Source organism: Myxococcales bacterium (assembly GCA_016716835.1).
In the GTDB taxonomy this organism is placed as follows: Bacteria; Myxococcota_A; Polyangia; order Haliangiales; family Haliangiaceae; genus JADJUW01.
Genome location: JADJUW010000001.1, coordinates 2173639 through 2189330, shown reverse-complemented (window position 1 = coordinate 2189330; position 15692 = coordinate 2173639). Strand labels below are relative to the sequence as shown.

Here is a 15692-nt window from a genome sequence, read left to right as displayed (position 1 = left end):
TGCCGCTCGCTCAGCCCCTCTCACCATTGGCAATGTTGGCAACGGCCGTGGTCTGCGCAGCGCTGGTCATGCCAGTCGTAGCCGTGGACCTCGGCCACGCGTCGCCCAAGGCCAAGCCGACTAGCACGCGTGGTCAGCCGCAAACGCGCAAGACCAAGACCTATAGCGCCTCCGTTGAAAAGCGCGAACTCGTCTTGCCGGCCGAAGCCTTCGACGCGGCCAAATCGAAATTTCGCGGCGCCGAGCGGCATGCACAGGGCAAGACCATCGAGGTGACCGAAACAAATGGCAGCGTCGTGCGACGTACCGAAGTCGATAGCCCGATTAAAGACGCAACGTTCACGCGCACGATCACCACGCTCAAGCTAGAGCCCACTGGGCATGGCAAAGGCAGCAAGCGCACCGAGCCTGCCAAGGCGGCAGATCCGTACAAGCGGCCGTGGACCAAGCGGCAGGCCAAATTCTTGGTCTCAGACCAAGTCCTGGGGCCAACACTAGATTTCGACGCCGGCACCGCAGAAGTGAAATTGTGGTGGCCCGACGCCGAGCAGGTCGAGCTACATCTCATCGACAGTGGCAAGAAACTGCGCATGATACCCGGCCGCGATGGCGTGTGGTCGGTCGCCGCGGGCGCGCCCGCGCAGCTCACGGGACAGCGCTATGAGTTTATCCTCGACGGCAGCAGGCCCATCGCAGACCCGTATGGCCACGCGCAAACTGGCGATGCCGGCCCCTCGCGCTTCGTCGATCTGCGCTATCGCTGGAACGATCAAGGCTTCTTGCCGCCCAAGGCTCCGAGCGATTGGGTGATCGCGGAGCTCCACGTTGGCGATGAGACTAACCACGGGTCGGCGCCTGTGCCGGCCGCGCTGCGCGGCACCTTCAAGGGCATGGCCCACCCGGCGGTCGTGAAATACTACAAAGACCTCGGCGTCAACGCCATCCAGCTCTTGCCGATCATGCAATCCGTTGAAGGCAAGCATTGGGGCTACATGACCAGCGGCTATTTTGCGGCCGCGGAGCGCTACGGGACGCCAGCGGATTTTCAGCACCTCGTCGACGAGTACCACAAGGCTGGCATCGCGGTGATGATGGACGTCGTCTACAACCACACGGCGACCCAGGCGCCACAATTTGGCATGTTCGACGGCAACTACCACTATCGCCGCACGGCCGACGGCCAGTACGCCAACGGAGCCGGCGTCGGCAACGAAACTGCCACCGAGAACCCGATGGTGCGCAAGCTTATTCTCGACTCCAAGCGCTATTGGCGCGAACATTTTCACGTCGATGGCTTTCGCGACGACCTCGCGGCGATGATCGATCGCGGCACGATCCGCAGGGCGTCGCGGTTGTACGTCCGCAGTGACGACAGCCTCAGCGGCACACCAGGCCGCAAGGCGCCCGCGCGTCGCCCCGGCAGTCGCAAGGCGCTGGCCACCGGCGAGCCGTGGTCGGCAGATGGCCGCACGCAGTGGCAGGCGGGCGACGGCCTCCCCATCTCATCGTGGGATGACTCCTTCCGCGAGGCCGCGCGCGCCTTCGTGCTCGGCCACGGCAACCTCGATCAGATTCGCACCGTGGTGGCGGGCAACGTCCGGCCCTTTGGCATCGGCGCCACGCCCGCGGCCACCATGAAATATATCGAGAGCCACGACGAGGAAACGGTGGGCGATTTGGTTGGCCCGGGTGGTGCGGCCCGCGCGCGGTTGGCGCTCGGCTTGCTCGCTATCACGCAAGGTCCCGTGATGATCGGGCAGGCCCAAGAAATAATGCGCAGCAAAGACGGCCCGCCCAACCTCTACGACAATCCAATTCGCGGCCAGAAAAAATGGGCCGCCATCAAGACGCAGGCGACCGAATTCTCCTTCACGGCTGGCATGCTGAAATTTCGCGCCACCACGCCGTATTTTCGCTACAACCAGCCGCTCACCTCACGCGACGTCACGTGGTTGACGCCGAAGCAGGGCACGCGCAATACCTGGTTTGGCTTTGAAATCAAGGCGCCCGCCGATGCCGTGCCTCCCACGGGTGGTGGCGCCTGGCCCAATGTCATCGTGCTAGCCAACTCCGAGGAGACCGAGTGGGCGCACTTTGATTTGCCTGCGGGCGAGTGGAAGGTGGTCACCGATGGCGTGCGCGTCGATGCGATCGCGGGCGTCGCGCCGGCGGCTGCCGGCGATTACCGCGTGCCGCCGAAATCGTTGGTGATGCTGATGCAACGCTGAACGCGCGCTCACACTCGCGTCTCAATACAAAATGCGTGTCTTGATATTCGTCGGGAGCGCGGCGATTTGCGCCCGCACCTGATCGGACACATTGTGCTCGAGATCCATCGCGAGGTAGCCGATGTCGCTATTGGTGGCGAGCACCTGCGAGCGAATGTTGGCGCCGAGGTCAGACACGATCTTGTTGATCGCCCCCAGCACGCCGGGCACGTTGCGGTGCACGTTTAAGATGCGATGCGCGCCTTGGCTTGGCGGCAACTCGACCTGCGGAAAGTTAACCGCGCCGGCGGTGTGGCCCGCGTTGATAAAGCCGAGCAGCGACGCGCTCACCTCGAGGCCAATCGCGGCCTGCGCCTCTTCGGTAGAGCCGCCAACATGCGGCGTCAAAATAACATTGGGCAGGCCGCGCAGTGGGCTTTCAAAGGTTTCGGCGTTGGTCTCGGGCTCCTTGGGATAGACATCGACCGCCGCGCCGGCGAGGTGGCCCCGCGTCAGCGCCGCCGCCAACGCGTCGATATCGACTACCGTGCCGCGGCTCGCGTTGAGCAAGTAGCCGCCTGGCTTCATCGCGGCGAGCTCGGCCGCGCCGATCATGCGATGGGTCTGCGGCGTCTCGGGTACGTGCAGCGTCACAAAGTCGCTTTGCCCCAGCACCTCGGCCAACGTATCGGCGTGGCGCACATTTCCCAGTGGGAGGCGCTTGGCAATGTCGTAGTAGACGACGCGCATGCCGAAGGCTTCGGCCAGCACGCCTACCTGGCCGCCAATGTGCCCGTAGCCGATGATGCCAAGCGTCTTACCGCGAATCTCGTAGCAGCCCGCGGAAACCTTTTTCCACTCGCCGCGGTGGACCTCGGCGTTGCGGTCGCCTAGTTGGCGGGCGAGCGCGACGATCTCTGCCAAGATCAGCTCCGCGACGCTGCGCGTGTTCGAGAAGGGCGCGTTGAACGCCGGCACGCCGTGCATCGCCGCGGCCGCCAGGTCGATCTGATTGGTGCCGATACAAAACGCGCCAATCGAAAGCAGGCGCGGCGCGGCGGCGAGCACGGCGGGGGTGACCTGCGTCTTGCTGCGAATGCCGAGCACGTGGACGTCAGTAATGGCTTCGCACAACGAGGCCTCGCTCAGCGCGCCTTTGATCGCCTTGACGGAAAAACCTTCGCGCTCAAAAGCCGCTTGGGCCGAGGCGTGGATATTTTCGAGCAGCAAGATCTGAATTTGCGACTTAGGAAAAGAGGTGGCCGGGCGACTCGTCACGGCGCATGATTGCCAAAAGCGGCGTCGTCGTCCACCGCGCCTTCCGGCTTTCACACGCCGGGTGAGGGTGACAACGCCACCTTATGGCGGCTCAACGCCGCGCTGACCGACGCGATGACTGCGGCGCCGATCAAGGCGAGCGCGCCCCAACCGGCATGGCCCGAGGTCAGCGATGGTGCCAGGCTCAGAAATGCGATGGTCGTCGTAAGTGCGACGGCGGCTGCGGCCCACGTCCATCGGTTAATGAGCGTCGAGTTACGGCCTGCGGCGGCGGCGGCGGCAACCGCGATACATCCCAGGGCAAGCAGGTAGGCGGACAAGTCGACGGCCGCCGCGAGGCGGAGCCAAAGGTCGCTGGGCTCAAGCCATCGATGGTTTGACTCGATGCATGGCGACTCCAAGCAATGCAAAGTTTTACTAGGTAAAATTCTGATATTTTCTAAGTTCCACCAGCTCAGCGAGACAACCGCAAATACGCTGGACAAAGCCCCTAGCAACCCAAGTACAATAATTATCGCGCGGCGAATTGGTCGCATTACTGAACACTTAGAGCCGGAATGTCATTCATGCTATCGATTGGGGACATATTTGGGTTGATCTCGCGCGGGATGGGTAAGACACTGCCCGCTATCGCCATGAAGGTAACTCACATACTGGTAGGCATTTCACTAGCGGCTTGTCTGACGCCGCGTGGGCTGCTGGCTGAAAATCCCGGTGAGCGAGTGGCGATTTCGCGCACCACCATCCGTCACGGTAGTTCGGTCGATGGAATCCAAGATTCTGAAAAGAAAGACAAAATTCCTGGATCTGGCACGCCTTCGCAAGCCGATTCGTGGCGCGTCGCTGACCTTAAGCCGCTCTCGCTAACCCCGGTTCCTGGGGTCGAAAGTTCGGGTTATGGGTGGCGTCAGGACCCGGTTCGCCGACGCAAAGTTAAGTTTCACAAGGGTCGCGACTATCGCGCACCTAAGGGCACGCCTGTCTACGCAGCCGGTGCCGGCACGGTGGTTTTCGCCGGACGTCAAACCGGCTATGGCCGCGTCATATATGTCGACCATGGCGACGGGCTCTCCACCCGGTACGCCCACCTAAGTGCGTTTGACGCCAAAAAAGGCAGCCGGGTTGCCGCTGGCGACCAGATCGGTAAGGTCGGTGCCACCGGGCGCGCGACCGGCAACCACCTTCATTTCGAAGTCCGGATTGACGGCCGGGCGATTGATCCCGTGATCGCCCTGCGCATCGCCGGGCTGCAACGCACGGAGCCCGACCAGGCCAATAAGCTCGTGGTGGAGCTGGCCCCCGACGTTCAGGGCGACCTCGAAGACGAGCACTCACCTCCGCCGACGGCGCGGCGTGGACGTGCGGCGGCCAAAGCGGCATCGCACCGCCCCGCGCGCAAGGCGAATTTGACGTCGCGCTCGGACAAGCGCAAGGCGACGGCTGGCGGCAGTGGCGCGCGCGTTTGGTAAGATCAGGCCGTTAACGGCTGTTTGGGATTAAATCGCGTGCACGAACGTCGAGCAAGATTGGTTGCGCGCTACTTGGCATGGTCGGTGCCGCGTTGGCGCTGGTTCGTCGCGGGCAGCCTCGGCCTTTTGCTCGGCGCGCTGTATCTCGTCGCGTTTCGCCTGCCGATCCGCGCCGATCTCTCGTACTTGCTGCCACCCAACGCGCCATCAGTGGTCGCGCTGCGGGCGATCGAGGCGCGCCTGGTGCAACAAGAGGGCGCCTACATCGTCATCCAAGCCGCTTCGCCGCAGGCGCGCGCGGAGGCCACCGAGGCGGCCTTGGCAGCGGTTCGCCGCGTCGACCCGGCGTTGGTCGCGGCGGTCTATGCCGACGACCTTGAGCTGCGGCAATTTATCGAGGCGCATGGGCCGCTCTACGTGCCGCTGGCCAACCTGATCGAAATTCGCGATGTCTTGCGCGAAAAAATCAATGCGGCCAAGCTCAAGGCCAATCCGTTATTTATCGATCTCGCCGACGACCTCGGCGATGCCGAGGGTGGCGAGGCGGCGGCGCTTGAGGCGCGCATCAGCGCGCTCAAGGAACGACAAGCCGAGGCATCTAAGAAATTGGCGTCATCATCCTATGTGAGTGCCGACGGGCTGACGGGCTACATCGCCGTCCTGCCGACGTTCGGCAAGACAGACCCACAGCGAGGCAAGCAACTGGTGACGGCGCTGCAGGCTATTTGTGATCGGGTCGCCAGCCCGCAGGTAAAGCTTGGCCGCAGTGGCGGGCTCGTCAATGGCGTGCTCGAGCAGGCGGTCTTGTTGCGCGGCATGGTGATGTCCGGGGCCATTACGGGGCTGCTCGTCGCGTTGTGCCTCATCTGGTTTTTTGCGCAGCGTCCGCCTATTTGCCGTCTTATCCGCGGTGTTGATCTGGGCCGTGATTCTGTCGCAAGGTGCGGCCTCGCTCACCGTCGGCTACCTCAACGGGGCGACGGCGTTTCTGGGGTCGATCATTGCGGGCAACGGCGTCAATTTCGGCGTCGTCTTGTTGGGGCGTTTTGTCGACGAGGCGCGCCGCGGTGATGTCGACATCCAGCGCGCCATGCAGGCTGCCATGACCCTGACGATCGGCCCCACCATGGTGGCCTCGCTCGGCGCCTCGATCGCGTATGGATCGCTCGCCGCGACGAGCTTTCGCGGCTTCGCCGATTTCGCGGTCATCGGCGCGGTGGGCATGCTCATCTGCTGGATCGCGACGTACATGCTCTTGCCTGCGCTCGTGGTGCGGTTCGCCACCTTGCCCAAGCAAACGCCGAAAGAGCCGGCCTTGGCGCGTTTTTTGGCGCGGGGTACCTCACTGCTCTCGCTGCGCGCCACGATCGCCGTGGTGGCGGGGTTGGCGCTTGGCGGAGGCTTGCTCGCGTGGCGCTACATCGCCAACGATCCCTTTGAGTATCGCTTGCAGAAAATGCGGGGCATTGGCGAGGACACGCTCCGCGCGCGCGCGCTCATGCAGGAGCTAGAGGCTGCCCTTGGCCGCAATTTCGCCGGCCAGTCGTTTATCGTCGCCGATTCAATCGATCAGGTCTTGCCGATCGTCACCGGGCTCGAACAGATCGACGCGGGCAAGCCCGACGCCGAACGCTTGCTCGGTCCAGTTACCTCGCTGTATTCGGTGCTGCCGCGCGACCAGGTGGCGAAGCTGGCGCTGATCGAAGAGATTCGCACCATCATTTCACCCGCGGTGCTGGCCGAGCTCCCCGATAGCGAGCGCGCCTCGCTGGAGGCCCTCCGCCCCGCCGCAGACCTCGCCGCGCTGGAGCCGCGGGACCTGCCTGCCAGCATTCAGGCTAGCCTGCGTGAACGCGACGGTCGTGTCGGGCTTGTGCTCGCGGTCCAGCCCTATCGCGAAATCGGCGACTGGGATGGCCACACGCTGCTTGCCTATGCCAACGCGATTAGGTCGGTCAAGTTGCCTGACGGCAGCCCTGTCGCGGCGTCTGGCGCCGCGGTAATTCTGGCCGACATCTTAGATACCCTTCGCCGCGATGCCCCGCGCGTGGCGCTGTTGGCCACGGCCTTGGTGATGGTGATGTTGCTCGGCGTGGTCGGGTTTAATCGCCGCGCCGTGGCGGTGCTCGTCTCGACCATGCTCGGCTCGCTCCTGCTCATCGCGATTTGCGCGCTGGCAGGCTTTCGCATCACCTTTCTCGATTTCGTCGTCTTGCCGATGACGCTCGGGCTGGGCATCGACTACGGCATCAACTTGGCGACGCAGCGCGATGACGGCGCGCCCGACGACACATTAATATCCACGGCCGGCGCCGCGGTCTTTGTGTGCTCGCTGACCACAATCATCGGTTATGGCTCGCTGCTGGTAAGTGACAACCAGTCCATCCGCGGCTTTGGCGTGCTCTCGCTGCTTGGCGAGCTGTGTTGCCTCTTGGTATCACTCTTGGTCGTCCCGGCGGTCATTCGCACTTATGCGCGGCGGCCGTCGACCCAGCGGTAAAAGCCCCGGCCGCTCTTTTTGCCGAGGTGTCCCTGCGCGACTAAATCGCGTAGCACCTGCGGCGGCGTGAAGGCGGGCCCTAGCGTCGTCGTGAGGTAGTCGGCAATGCCGAGGCGCACGTCGAGTCCCACCAAATCGGTAAGCTCAAGCGGCCCCATCGGGTGGCCGTAGCCGAGCTTCATCGCGGTGTCGATGTCGCCGGCCGAGGCGACACCTTGCTCCACCATGCGCATGGCCTCGAGCCCGATGACAAGGCCGAGGCGACTGGAGGCAAAGCCAGGGCTATCGGTGACCACGATGGCCGTTTTGTCCATCGCGCTCGCCCACGCGGTCGCGCGCGCTACCGCCTCGGCCGCGACCTTGGCGTGCGTCACCACCTCAACCAACTTCATGATGTGGACGGGATTAAAAAAATGCATGCCGAGCAGGCGCTCAGGACGCGCCAGCGGCCCCGCAATGGCGGCGATTGACAACGACGACGTATTGGTCGCCAGCAGTGTGCTGGGGGCGACGTACCCCTCAACCTCGGCCAAGACACGTTGCTTGAGCGCTAGCTCCTCGGGAATCGCCTCGACCACGGCATCGGCGCCCTGGCACGCGGCGGCCAAGTCGCTCTCCAAATGCAGCCGCGATAACGTCGCCTCACGCGCCTCTGCGGTGACCTTGCCAAGCCCCACGCCCTTGTCCAGCGCTGCGGTGATTGCCGCGTGCGCGCTTGCCAGCGCGGCTGGCGCTTGATCGTACAAATATACCGTCGCGCCCGCGCTCGCGGCTACCTGCGCGATGCCGCGCCCCATCGTACCGGTGCCGATCACCGCAACTCGCTTCATGGTCGTCGTCGTCGCCGTCATGCCGGCAGGCTAACACGAGGGCGAAGGCGCCTTTTGAACGTGATCTCAAACTTTGCAGGCAAATGCCAGGCGCGTGATTTGTGCTAGGCTACAGCCGCGCAACATGCCCGCCTCGGCCCAGCCCAACTTCACAGCATTGCGGCGCGAGCTCGAGGCGATCTGTGGCCCGCGCTGGGTGTCGAGCACCGATGCTGATCGACGGGTCTATGGCCGCGACATGTGGCCGAGGTTGTTGCTTGAACAAGGCGAGGGCCACCGGCTCGCGCGCTTACCGCATCTCGTGGTGTGGCCGGCATCGACGCGAGAGGTGGCGCAAATCATCAAGGTGGCGTTGGCCGCGAGCGTGCCGATCATTCCTTACGGCGGTGGTTCAGGGGTGTGCGGCGGCGTGGTGCCGGTGAACGGCGGCATCACGGTTGACGTCAAACGCATGGACAGGGTGCATCGCATCGACGACGACGAGCTTGTCGTGTCGGCGGACGCAGGCATCAATGGGGAGCGGCTCGAACGCAGCATCGCGCGGCGGGGTTTTACGCTGGGGCATTTTCCGTCGTCTATTTATTGTTCGACGCTTGGTGGCTGGCTGGCCACGCGCGCCGCGGGTCAGCTCTCGACCAAGTACGGCAAGATCGAAGACCGCGTGCTCGGGTTGACCGTCGTCACGGGGCGCGGCGACGTGATCGAGACCGACGGCTTACAGCGCGCCACGCGTGGCCCCAACTGGAACCACCTCTTGCTGGGCAGCGAGGGCACGCTGGGCATCATTACGTCGGCGCGCCTGCGCTTGGCCCCGGCGCCACAGCTACGCGTCTACCGCGGCTTTAGTTTCGCGAGCGTCTCGCAAGGGACGGAGGCAATCCGCACGCTCATGCAGGCAGGTTTTAGACCCGCCGTCGTGCGCCTTTACGACGACGCCGATACATTTTTGGGATCGGTGTCGCTTGGCCACAAGCATGCTGATGCGGGGCCTGGGGCGGTGGTCGCGCCAGATGCCGACGTGCACATGCAAGCTCAACCCCAACTGGCTGGCAAACCCAGCTTGGCGGCGCGCTTGCTCGCCACCGCGCTGGCGCATCCAAAGCTCGCCAATGCCGCCGTCGCGGGCGCGGCGAAGTTTTCGCGCGGCGGCAGCTGCAAATGCATCATCGGGTTTGAGGGCGCGGCCGCGCGCACCGAGGTTGAGGCGCGGCTTGGCATCGCGCATCTCATGGCCGCGGGCGCCGTTGATCGCGGCGAGGCGCCCGGCCTGCACTGGCTGGCGCATCGCTACGCCGTCTCCTACAAGATGTCGCCAATCTTTGTCCAGGGCGCGTTTGTCGACACGATGGAGGTTGCGTCAACCTGGGACCGCCTGCTGCCGATGTATCACGCGGTGACCGCGGCCCTGGGCAAGCACGCCCTCGTGATGGCGCATTTTTCGCACGCGTATCACGAGGGTTGTTCGATCTACTTTACGTTCACCGCGCGCGCTGCCTCGCGCGAGGCCTCGCTCGCGCGTTACGACGCGATTTGGCGCGATGGCATCGCCGCGGCGCAGGCCGCAGGTGGCACGATGAGCCATCACCATGGCGTTGGCTTGCTCAAGAGCGCGCACTTGGCAGGTGAATATCGCCAGGCCATGGCGGTGCTTGGCGCGGTCAAGCAGACCTTTGACCCCGCGGGGATCATGAATCCCGGCAAGCATGACACCCAGGCCAGCATCGCTTCCTTGCCCAGGCCACACGGAGCTGGCTTATGACCCCGACGGCTCCCCCTAATTCGCTGCAGCCCGAGCTCGCCGCCATCGTCGGCGCGGCGAACGTACAACCTCGCGACGCGCAATGGGTGGTCCAGCCCGGCGGCGAGCAAGAGGTGGTCGAGCTGGTGCGATTTGCCTTTTCGCGCCGCCTGCAAATCGTGCCGCTGGGCGCACGCACCCACTTTGGGATGGCGGGCAGCCCCGTCATTGCCCTTGAGCTGGCGCGCATGCAGGCGGTGCTTGAGCTCGATCCGGTCAGCATGCTGGTGCGCGCGCAGGCCGGCCTCACCGGTGTCGGGCTCGAGCGCTTATTGCTCGCGCGCGGCCTCTCGATTGGTGATTATCCGCCCGCGGTGTTGCGCTCATCGCTTGGCGGCATGGTCAGCGTGCGCACGCCGGGCAAGTCGTCGATGCGGCATGGCTTCTTCGAAGACGCCGTGCTCGCCTTGTCCTATGTTCTTTCCGACGGTCGGTTGGTGCATGCGGATCCGGTGCCTCGTCGCGCCGCGGGGCCAGATCCGTTGCGCGCCGTCTGCGGCAGCGAAGGCACCTTGGCGGTGGTGACCTCGGTAACGTTGCGCGTGCATCACCGGCCCGAGAAGCGCCTCTTCGTTGCCTACCGGCTGCCGACCTTGCAGGCCGCGGTGTCGGCGGTGTACCTGGCGCTGCGCGAGGAAATCGCGCCGAGCGGGCTGCGCCTCTACGATGCACAAGAGGCCGCGGTTCACTTCGGCGACGGTACCGTGGCCGACGGCGAATGCCTCATGGTCATGACCGCTTCGGGCAGCCTCGAGATGGCAACGTGCGATTGTGAGCTCATGGCCAGCGCCGTGATCGCCAACGGTGGTGGTGCGGCCAATGCCGCCCACGCCGAGCTATGGTGGAAACGCCTCTACGCCAATGAGCCAACGCCGGTCGCGGCGCCGACGCTGCAAATCACCGCTTCGCCGCGTCGGATCGAGCCGGTGTACCAGGCGGTGCGCGCGGCAGCGGGCGACGTCCTGCCGCGCATTCACGTGTCGCGCTTTGACGCCAACGGCGCCATTTTGTTCGTGTCGTTTGGGCCGCAGGCGCCGGCCGATGTGCGCCCCCGCGTGCTCGCCGCCGCGGCCGCGGCGGGTGGCGTCTTGCTGGGCGCGCTGCCCGATCATCTTGCGACCTACAGCAACGCCTTGGGCACGGCCCTCGATCCGCGCCACGTCTTCTATCCCGCGCTCGCCAGCGCGCTGGGCGCCGGCAAGCAAGCCGATCACGCCGACGCCGACGTGCCGACGAGCGTGTAGGCCCCACCTACTCGCAAAAATAATCGGCTTCGTGACAGGCAAAGCGAATGTGAAAATGGTCGAGATGGCCGGGCACGTGGCGCACGATCGCGCCGGGCGCGCCGATGCCGCGCGGATACTGGAAAGTCTCGTACAACACCTGGTGCGGCACGCCGATCGACTCGCCATATTCAAACAGCCACTGCTGCACCTGATAATCGACAAACACGGTGGCGACGCCGCCGTTTTGGTCGCGCAGCGAAAGGAATTGCCACAGTAACTCCCACGTCAGCTGGAGATCGAGGCTTGCCTTGGTCGCCGCCACGAAGTCTTGCGGATAATTGCTTGGCCGCGCCGCATAGTAGAATCCGAGATCAATGTCGCGCCCCGTCTGATGCGAGCGGTGCAACGTAATTTTTGTGCCGCTCCGCACCGACAGGTCGCCAACCGCCAGGGTATGGGCGAGGGGCCGCGAGGCGTGCATATTGGCGAGCGCGCGTTGCACGAGCGCCACGGTGGACGGTGTGCCCCACGTGCGCTCGGGGCGCCGGATCGTAAAACCTGGCCCAGGGGCGAGGCGCACGGCCCCCGGCCCAAGCTCGCCAAACCATGGCGCACCGACGCTTGCCGGCAAGGTGGCCGCCGGCGACGAGAGTGCCGATTCGGCGGGCATCGCGATCACCGCCACGGCCATGGCAAGCCAGGCCGAGGTGGTCAGGACGCGAGAAGCCGCCATGGCTTTAGAATATCACCCCGGCACGCCATGGGCGCTATTTTTTCCCGCACAGCGCCACCAGGCGGGTAGCGACAGGTGCGAGGTCTTCCTGCATGCTCGTCTTAAAATCGCGCTTGCGTAGGCGCTTTGACGCGCGCAAGAGCGCCGGCACGGTGCCACAGGCCGTCAGCGCCGCGGCAAATTGCTCTTGCCCGCCCTTATAGAGCCGCACCTCAATAAGCGACGCGTTGTTGGGGCGTCGTTGCAGGCGCAGATCGGCGACCAGGGCATCAATAATTTTTTCCTTCTTGGCCAATTTATCCGTGCGTGATGCCGTGCCCGCGTAGAGCGCCGCGAGCTCCTTGTATGTCGCCATCAGGCGCTGCACTCGGGTTTCGCGCCACACCTCGTCGGCGAGAAATTCCGCAACCAGCGGGTTACCTTCGCCGTGCTTGGCGTTGAAGTATTGGATGGTAAGGGCATCGCCGATGAACTCAGCAAAGCTTTCGTTGAAAAACATCTGGTCGTGAATCAGCACCGTGGCGTGGACGGACTCGTGAAAGATCACATTGGCGAGGTCGACTAGGCTCGACGGCCCGCTGGTCAGCATCGCCGAGGTGACCGGGTCGGGGAACCAGCCGCCCGTAGAGTAGGCGGCCGCCGGGCGGACAAACACGTCGTAGCCCTTGGCGCGCATTTCTTTTTGGTAGATCAAAGCTTCATCGAGATCAAACCAGCCCAAGCCCGTAAAGCATCCGGCGATGGGAAAACAAAACCGCCGGCTCTTGAAGCTAAGCGGGTCCGCGGCGCCGACGAACCAAACCGTGGCCTCGGGCGCGACCTCGACATAGTCGAGATATTGTCGCTTGATGCGCAGGCCCGCCTTGCGGCCAAAGGTCTTAAGCTCGTCCAGCTCGGCCAGCAGCTCGCGGGTGGAAAGCGGCACGTCCGGGTCGTAGAGAATTTCGTCGATAGGGCGAGCTCGCGTCAGCAGATCAAACTGGCCGCTGCTCGCTTGCATGAGATAGCGCGACGTCAGGCATCCGCTCCAGGTCAGCAAGTTGCTGACCACCGCAGCCAGCCATAGCGCATGGCGTGGCGTCATCACGCTAACCCGGTGCGAATTTTATTTGCCATGGCGTCGGCGTCGCTGATGGCGCCGGGGCGCCAGTTCAGCGCTAACCCACGGCCATCCTCGTACTTGGGAATGATATGGAAGTGCACGTGGAACACGGCTTGGTGCGCACCGGCGCCATTGTTTTGTAACAAGTTGTAGGCGCGCACGCCGGTAGCTTCCATGATCGCGCGGGCAAGCTTTGGCAGCACGCGGCCAATCGCGGCGGCCGACTCGTCCGAAAGCGCATCGATAGTGGCCGCGGCCTCCTTGGGGATCACGAGCGTATGGCCCGGCGAAAGCGGATTGATGTCGAGAAATGCGAGCACGTGCGCGTCTTCATAGACGCGGTGGCACGGAATCTCGCCGCGCAAGATCTTGTCAAACACGGTTTCGGCCATGGACCGCAGCTTAGGGCCCGGCGCCTCGCGATGTCAACGCCCGGGCTTGCGTTCGCCGCGCACGATGTGGGCAGGCACCGGATGTAGGTGGTGCACCAGGCGCGTTAAGCTAAGCACACGTAGCGCGTAGTACGTCACATCGATCTCCCACCAACGAAAGCCCTGGCGGGTCGAGACCTGGTAATGGTGGTGGTTGTTGTGCCACCCCTCGCCGTGCGTGATGATGGCGAGCAGCAGGTTGTTGCGCGAGTCATCGCCCGTTGCGTAGCGCTGCCGACCAAACACGTGCGACAGCGAGTTGATCGTAAACGTGCCATGCCAATTGAGCACGATGGGGACCGCCCACGCCCAAACCAGGCCGTTAAAGCCGCCGAGCCAAAAGGTCGCCGCCGCATAGGCCAGGCCCGGCAGCACCCAGTATTTGTTGAGCCACACCAGCTCGGGAAAGGTCGCCAAGTCTTTGACCTTGGATAGATCCGTCTCGTCGAAGTCGGTGCTCAAGATCCAGCCCATGTGGGCCCACCAAAACCCGCTTTGCCGCACCGAATGCAGATCGCCCTTGGTGTCGCTGGCCTTGTGGTGATGGCGGTGATGCGCGGCCCACCACAGCGCACCTTTCTGCAGGGTGGCTTGCGCCCCGAGCGCCAGCACGAGCTGCACCGCGCGTGAGGCCTTGTAGGTGCGATGGGCGAAATAGCGGTGGTAGCCGCCGGTGACAAAGAACATCGCCACCGCATACACGAGCGCCGTCATCGCGAGATTGCCCCACCGCCAGCCATCCTGCGCAATGGTGATGATCGGGCCGACCACCGCCAGGGCGTGCAGCAGCCAATAGGGCAGCGCGAGCGGCTTGAAATAGGTGATGTACCAAGGCAGCGCGCGCGCCTTGGGAACGACCTCTTCGTAGTCTATGGGCTCGGCGAGCGTCGCAGACGGCAGCATGGCGCAGGTGTAGCACGAGGCGCCGCGAGGCGGCAGCTGCCGCTGCATGCTAGGCGTCGTTGATGCACAGCCACGTCACTGTGATTTCGTCCAGTTGTCGGCCATCGATGCGCCCTGCGACGATATCGCTCAGCTTTTGCCATCCGGGCGGAAGCGCCGCGCACGCCTCGCTGGCGCCCAGCGATGCCGCGGCGAAAATGTCGGTGGGGCGTGTCGGCGTCGGCGCAAACGGCGGCGGGGTGGCGCTCACCCACACCACATGTGATCCGCCGCGCGGCGTCACCAACTCAGGCGCATCGCCGACGTGCATGACGACATCGGCGGCCATGACGTCGCGATACCGCACGGCGCGCGGCGGCGGCGCGATGGTCGGAGCTGTCGCGGCGTCGCTGCGGGTAGCGACGACGCGGACGTCGCGCGGGTGAAACACCGCCGCGAACCCGGCAACCGAGGCCGCGAGGTTTGCGCCCGCCCACGCCTCATGATCCCAATAAAGCCCAAGCGAATGCGGCGACGAGGCCGCCAAAAACTTCGAGGCAACGACGGCATAGGCCCAGGCAGGCGCGACGGAGGCGGCGTGCCAGTGCCCGGCGGCGGCAACGAGCGCGACCTCGGCGGCGTGGATCGCGGCCAAGGCATCGCGGGCCTCGGGCGACGCCGGCGCGGCGGTCGCGGTCATCGCGCGCTCCGCGGCCGCGCCATCGCGGCGGACGGGCGGGCGCTTGTGCTAGCCTGGGCCAGCGAACATATAATCCGAAACTCGGACGAACTGACCGGCTGCACCGAGAGGCGACTTCCCTTTTGCAGCAGGACCATGCCCGCGAGGCCAGGCACGTGGCGCAGCGCCGCCAGCTCCAGCACCTGCGGAAACTGCGCGACGAACTCGACCTCGACGCAATGCCAACGCGGCGCCGCGGGGGTGCTCTTGCCGTCATAGTAGGGGCTTTGGGGATCGAACTGCGTCGCATCGACCACGCCAACCTTCGCAATGCGCGCCAGGCCCGCGATGCCGGTGGGCTTGGCATTGCTGTGATAGATGAGGACGTCGTCGCCCACGCGCATTAGATCGCGCATGTAATTGCGCGCCAGGTAGTTGCGCACGCCGGTCCATGGCTCGCGCTTTACGCGCGCCAAATCGGCGATGCCAAAAGCCTCGGGCTCAGATTTCATCAGCCAATGTTGGCGCCGTGTGGCCATGGCGCCACGCTAGCATGC

At 64.6% G+C, this 15692-nt stretch carries 14 protein-coding genes; 5 read left to right on the top strand and 9 right to left on the bottom strand.

The window, feature by feature from the left end:
• The first annotated feature begins 32 nt into the window (after nucleotides 1-32).
• A complete protein-coding gene (locus tag IPL79_09710) occupies nucleotides 33-2228 on the top strand; it encodes a hypothetical protein (GenBank protein ID MBK9071261.1) in 2196 nt (731 codons plus the stop codon).
• A 21-nt stretch (nucleotides 2229-2249) separates the two neighbouring features.
• Here IPL79_09710 and serA read toward each other — a convergent pair whose 3' ends face one another.
• Nucleotides 2250-3485, bottom strand: coding sequence for a phosphoglycerate dehydrogenase (gene serA / locus IPL79_09705; protein MBK9071260.1), 1236 nt, complete (start codon nucleotides 3483-3485; stop codon nucleotides 2250-2252).
• Between the two features lie 50 nt (nucleotides 3486-3535).
• Nucleotides 3536-3886, bottom strand: a complete 351-nt coding sequence (locus tag IPL79_09700) for a hypothetical protein (protein MBK9071259.1) — start codon at nucleotides 3884-3886, stop codon at nucleotides 3536-3538.
• 234 nt (nucleotides 3887-4120) lie between these two features.
• Here IPL79_09700 and IPL79_09695 point away from each other — a divergent pair, with 234 nt between their 5' ends.
• On the top strand, nucleotides 4121-4954 hold the full coding sequence (locus IPL79_09695; GenBank protein MBK9071258.1) for a M23 family metallopeptidase: 834 nt from the start codon (nucleotides 4121-4123) through the stop codon (nucleotides 4952-4954).
• 925 nt (nucleotides 4955-5879) lie between these two features.
• Nucleotides 5880-7454 carry an MMPL family transporter gene (locus IPL79_09690; protein ID MBK9071257.1) on the top strand — a complete coding sequence of 525 codons (1575 nt, stop codon included), beginning with the start codon at nucleotides 5880-5882 and terminating at the stop codon, nucleotides 7452-7454.
• Here IPL79_09690 and IPL79_09685 read toward each other — a convergent pair.
• Complete coding sequence (locus IPL79_09685) at nucleotides 7424-8305, bottom strand: 3-hydroxyacyl-CoA dehydrogenase family protein (protein MBK9071256.1); 882 nt, start codon at nucleotides 8303-8305, stop codon at nucleotides 7424-7426. The two genes, IPL79_09690 and IPL79_09685, sit on opposite strands and share 31 nt — an antisense overlap.
• A gap of 103 nt (nucleotides 8306-8408) precedes the next feature.
• On the opposite strand from IPL79_09685, the gene IPL79_09680 reads away from it, so the two are divergent.
• Nucleotides 8409-10043: an FAD-binding oxidoreductase gene (locus tag IPL79_09680; protein ID MBK9071255.1), complete on the top strand. Its 1635-nt coding sequence runs from the start codon at nucleotides 8409-8411 to the stop codon at nucleotides 10041-10043.
• The gene (locus tag IPL79_09675; protein MBK9071254.1) at nucleotides 10040-11326 is read left to right on the top strand and encodes an FAD-binding oxidoreductase; all 1287 of its coding nucleotides are present in this window, start codon (nucleotides 10040-10042) and stop codon (nucleotides 11324-11326) included. The genes IPL79_09680 and IPL79_09675 overlap by 4 nt, the downstream gene beginning before the upstream one ends.
• A 7-nt stretch (nucleotides 11327-11333) precedes the next feature.
• Here IPL79_09675 and IPL79_09670 read toward each other — a convergent pair whose 3' ends face one another.
• Genes IPL79_09670 through IPL79_09645 form a run of 6 tightly spaced genes read right to left on the bottom strand, consistent with a single transcriptional unit; the run spans nucleotide 11334 to nucleotide 15674 of the window.
• The gene (locus tag IPL79_09670) at nucleotides 11334-12041 is read right to left on the bottom strand and encodes a penicillin-insensitive murein endopeptidase (GenBank protein MBK9071253.1); all 708 of its coding nucleotides are present in this window, start codon (nucleotides 12039-12041) and stop codon (nucleotides 11334-11336) included.
• Nucleotides 12042-12075: 34 nt separating this feature from the next.
• Complete coding sequence (locus IPL79_09665) at nucleotides 12076-13128, bottom strand: aminopeptidase (GenBank protein ID MBK9071252.1); 1053 nt, start codon at nucleotides 13126-13128, stop codon at nucleotides 12076-12078.
• Nucleotides 13125-13535 (bottom strand): HIT family protein, encoded by a 411-nt coding sequence (locus IPL79_09660; protein MBK9071251.1) that lies wholly within the window; start codon nucleotides 13533-13535, stop codon nucleotides 13125-13127. The genes IPL79_09665 and IPL79_09660 overlap by 4 nt, the downstream gene beginning before the upstream one ends.
• 33 nt (nucleotides 13536-13568) lie before the next feature.
• Complete coding sequence (locus IPL79_09655; protein MBK9071250.1) at nucleotides 13569-14477, bottom strand: acyl-CoA desaturase; 909 nt, start codon at nucleotides 14475-14477, stop codon at nucleotides 13569-13571.
• 49 nt (nucleotides 14478-14526) lie between these two features.
• Nucleotides 14527-15156: a hypothetical protein gene (locus IPL79_09650; protein MBK9071249.1), complete on the bottom strand. Its 630-nt coding sequence runs from the start codon at nucleotides 15154-15156 to the stop codon at nucleotides 14527-14529.
• Nucleotides 15153-15674: an EVE domain-containing protein gene (locus IPL79_09645; protein ID MBK9071248.1), complete on the bottom strand. Its 522-nt coding sequence runs from the start codon at nucleotides 15672-15674 to the stop codon at nucleotides 15153-15155. The genes IPL79_09650 and IPL79_09645 overlap by 4 nt, the downstream gene beginning before the upstream one ends.
• Between the last annotated feature and the right edge of the window lie 18 nt (nucleotides 15675-15692).

Coding starts and splice junctions, on each gene's coding strand:
- IPL79_09710 (MBK9071261.1), top strand. CDS start 33: ATGTTGGCAACGGCCGTGGTCTGCGCAGCGCTGGTCATGCCAGTCGTA.
- IPL79_09695 (MBK9071258.1), top strand. CDS start 4,121: ATGAAGGTAACTCACATACTGGTAGGCATTTCACTAGCGGCTTGTCTG.
- IPL79_09685 (MBK9071256.1), bottom strand. CDS start 8,305: ATGACGGCGACGACGACGACCATGAAGCGAGTTGCGGTGATCGGCACC.
- IPL79_09680 (MBK9071255.1), top strand. CDS start 8,409: ATGCCCGCCTCGGCCCAGCCCAACTTCACAGCATTGCGGCGCGAGCTC.
- IPL79_09675 (MBK9071254.1), top strand. CDS start 10,040: ATGACCCCGACGGCTCCCCCTAATTCGCTGCAGCCCGAGCTCGCCGCC.
- IPL79_09670 (MBK9071253.1), bottom strand. CDS start 12,041: ATGGCGGCTTCTCGCGTCCTGACCACCTCGGCCTGGCTTGCCATGGCC.
- IPL79_09660 (MBK9071251.1), bottom strand. CDS start 13,535: ATGGCCGAAACCGTGTTTGACAAGATCTTGCGCGGCGAGATTCCGTGC.
- IPL79_09655 (MBK9071250.1), bottom strand. CDS start 14,477: ATGCTGCCGTCTGCGACGCTCGCCGAGCCCATAGACTACGAAGAGGTC.
- IPL79_09650 (MBK9071249.1), bottom strand. CDS start 15,156: ATGACCGCGACCGCCGCGCCGGCGTCGCCCGAGGCCCGCGATGCCTTG.
- IPL79_09645 (MBK9071248.1), bottom strand. CDS start 15,674: ATGGCCACACGGCGCCAACATTGGCTGATGAAATCTGAGCCCGAGGCT.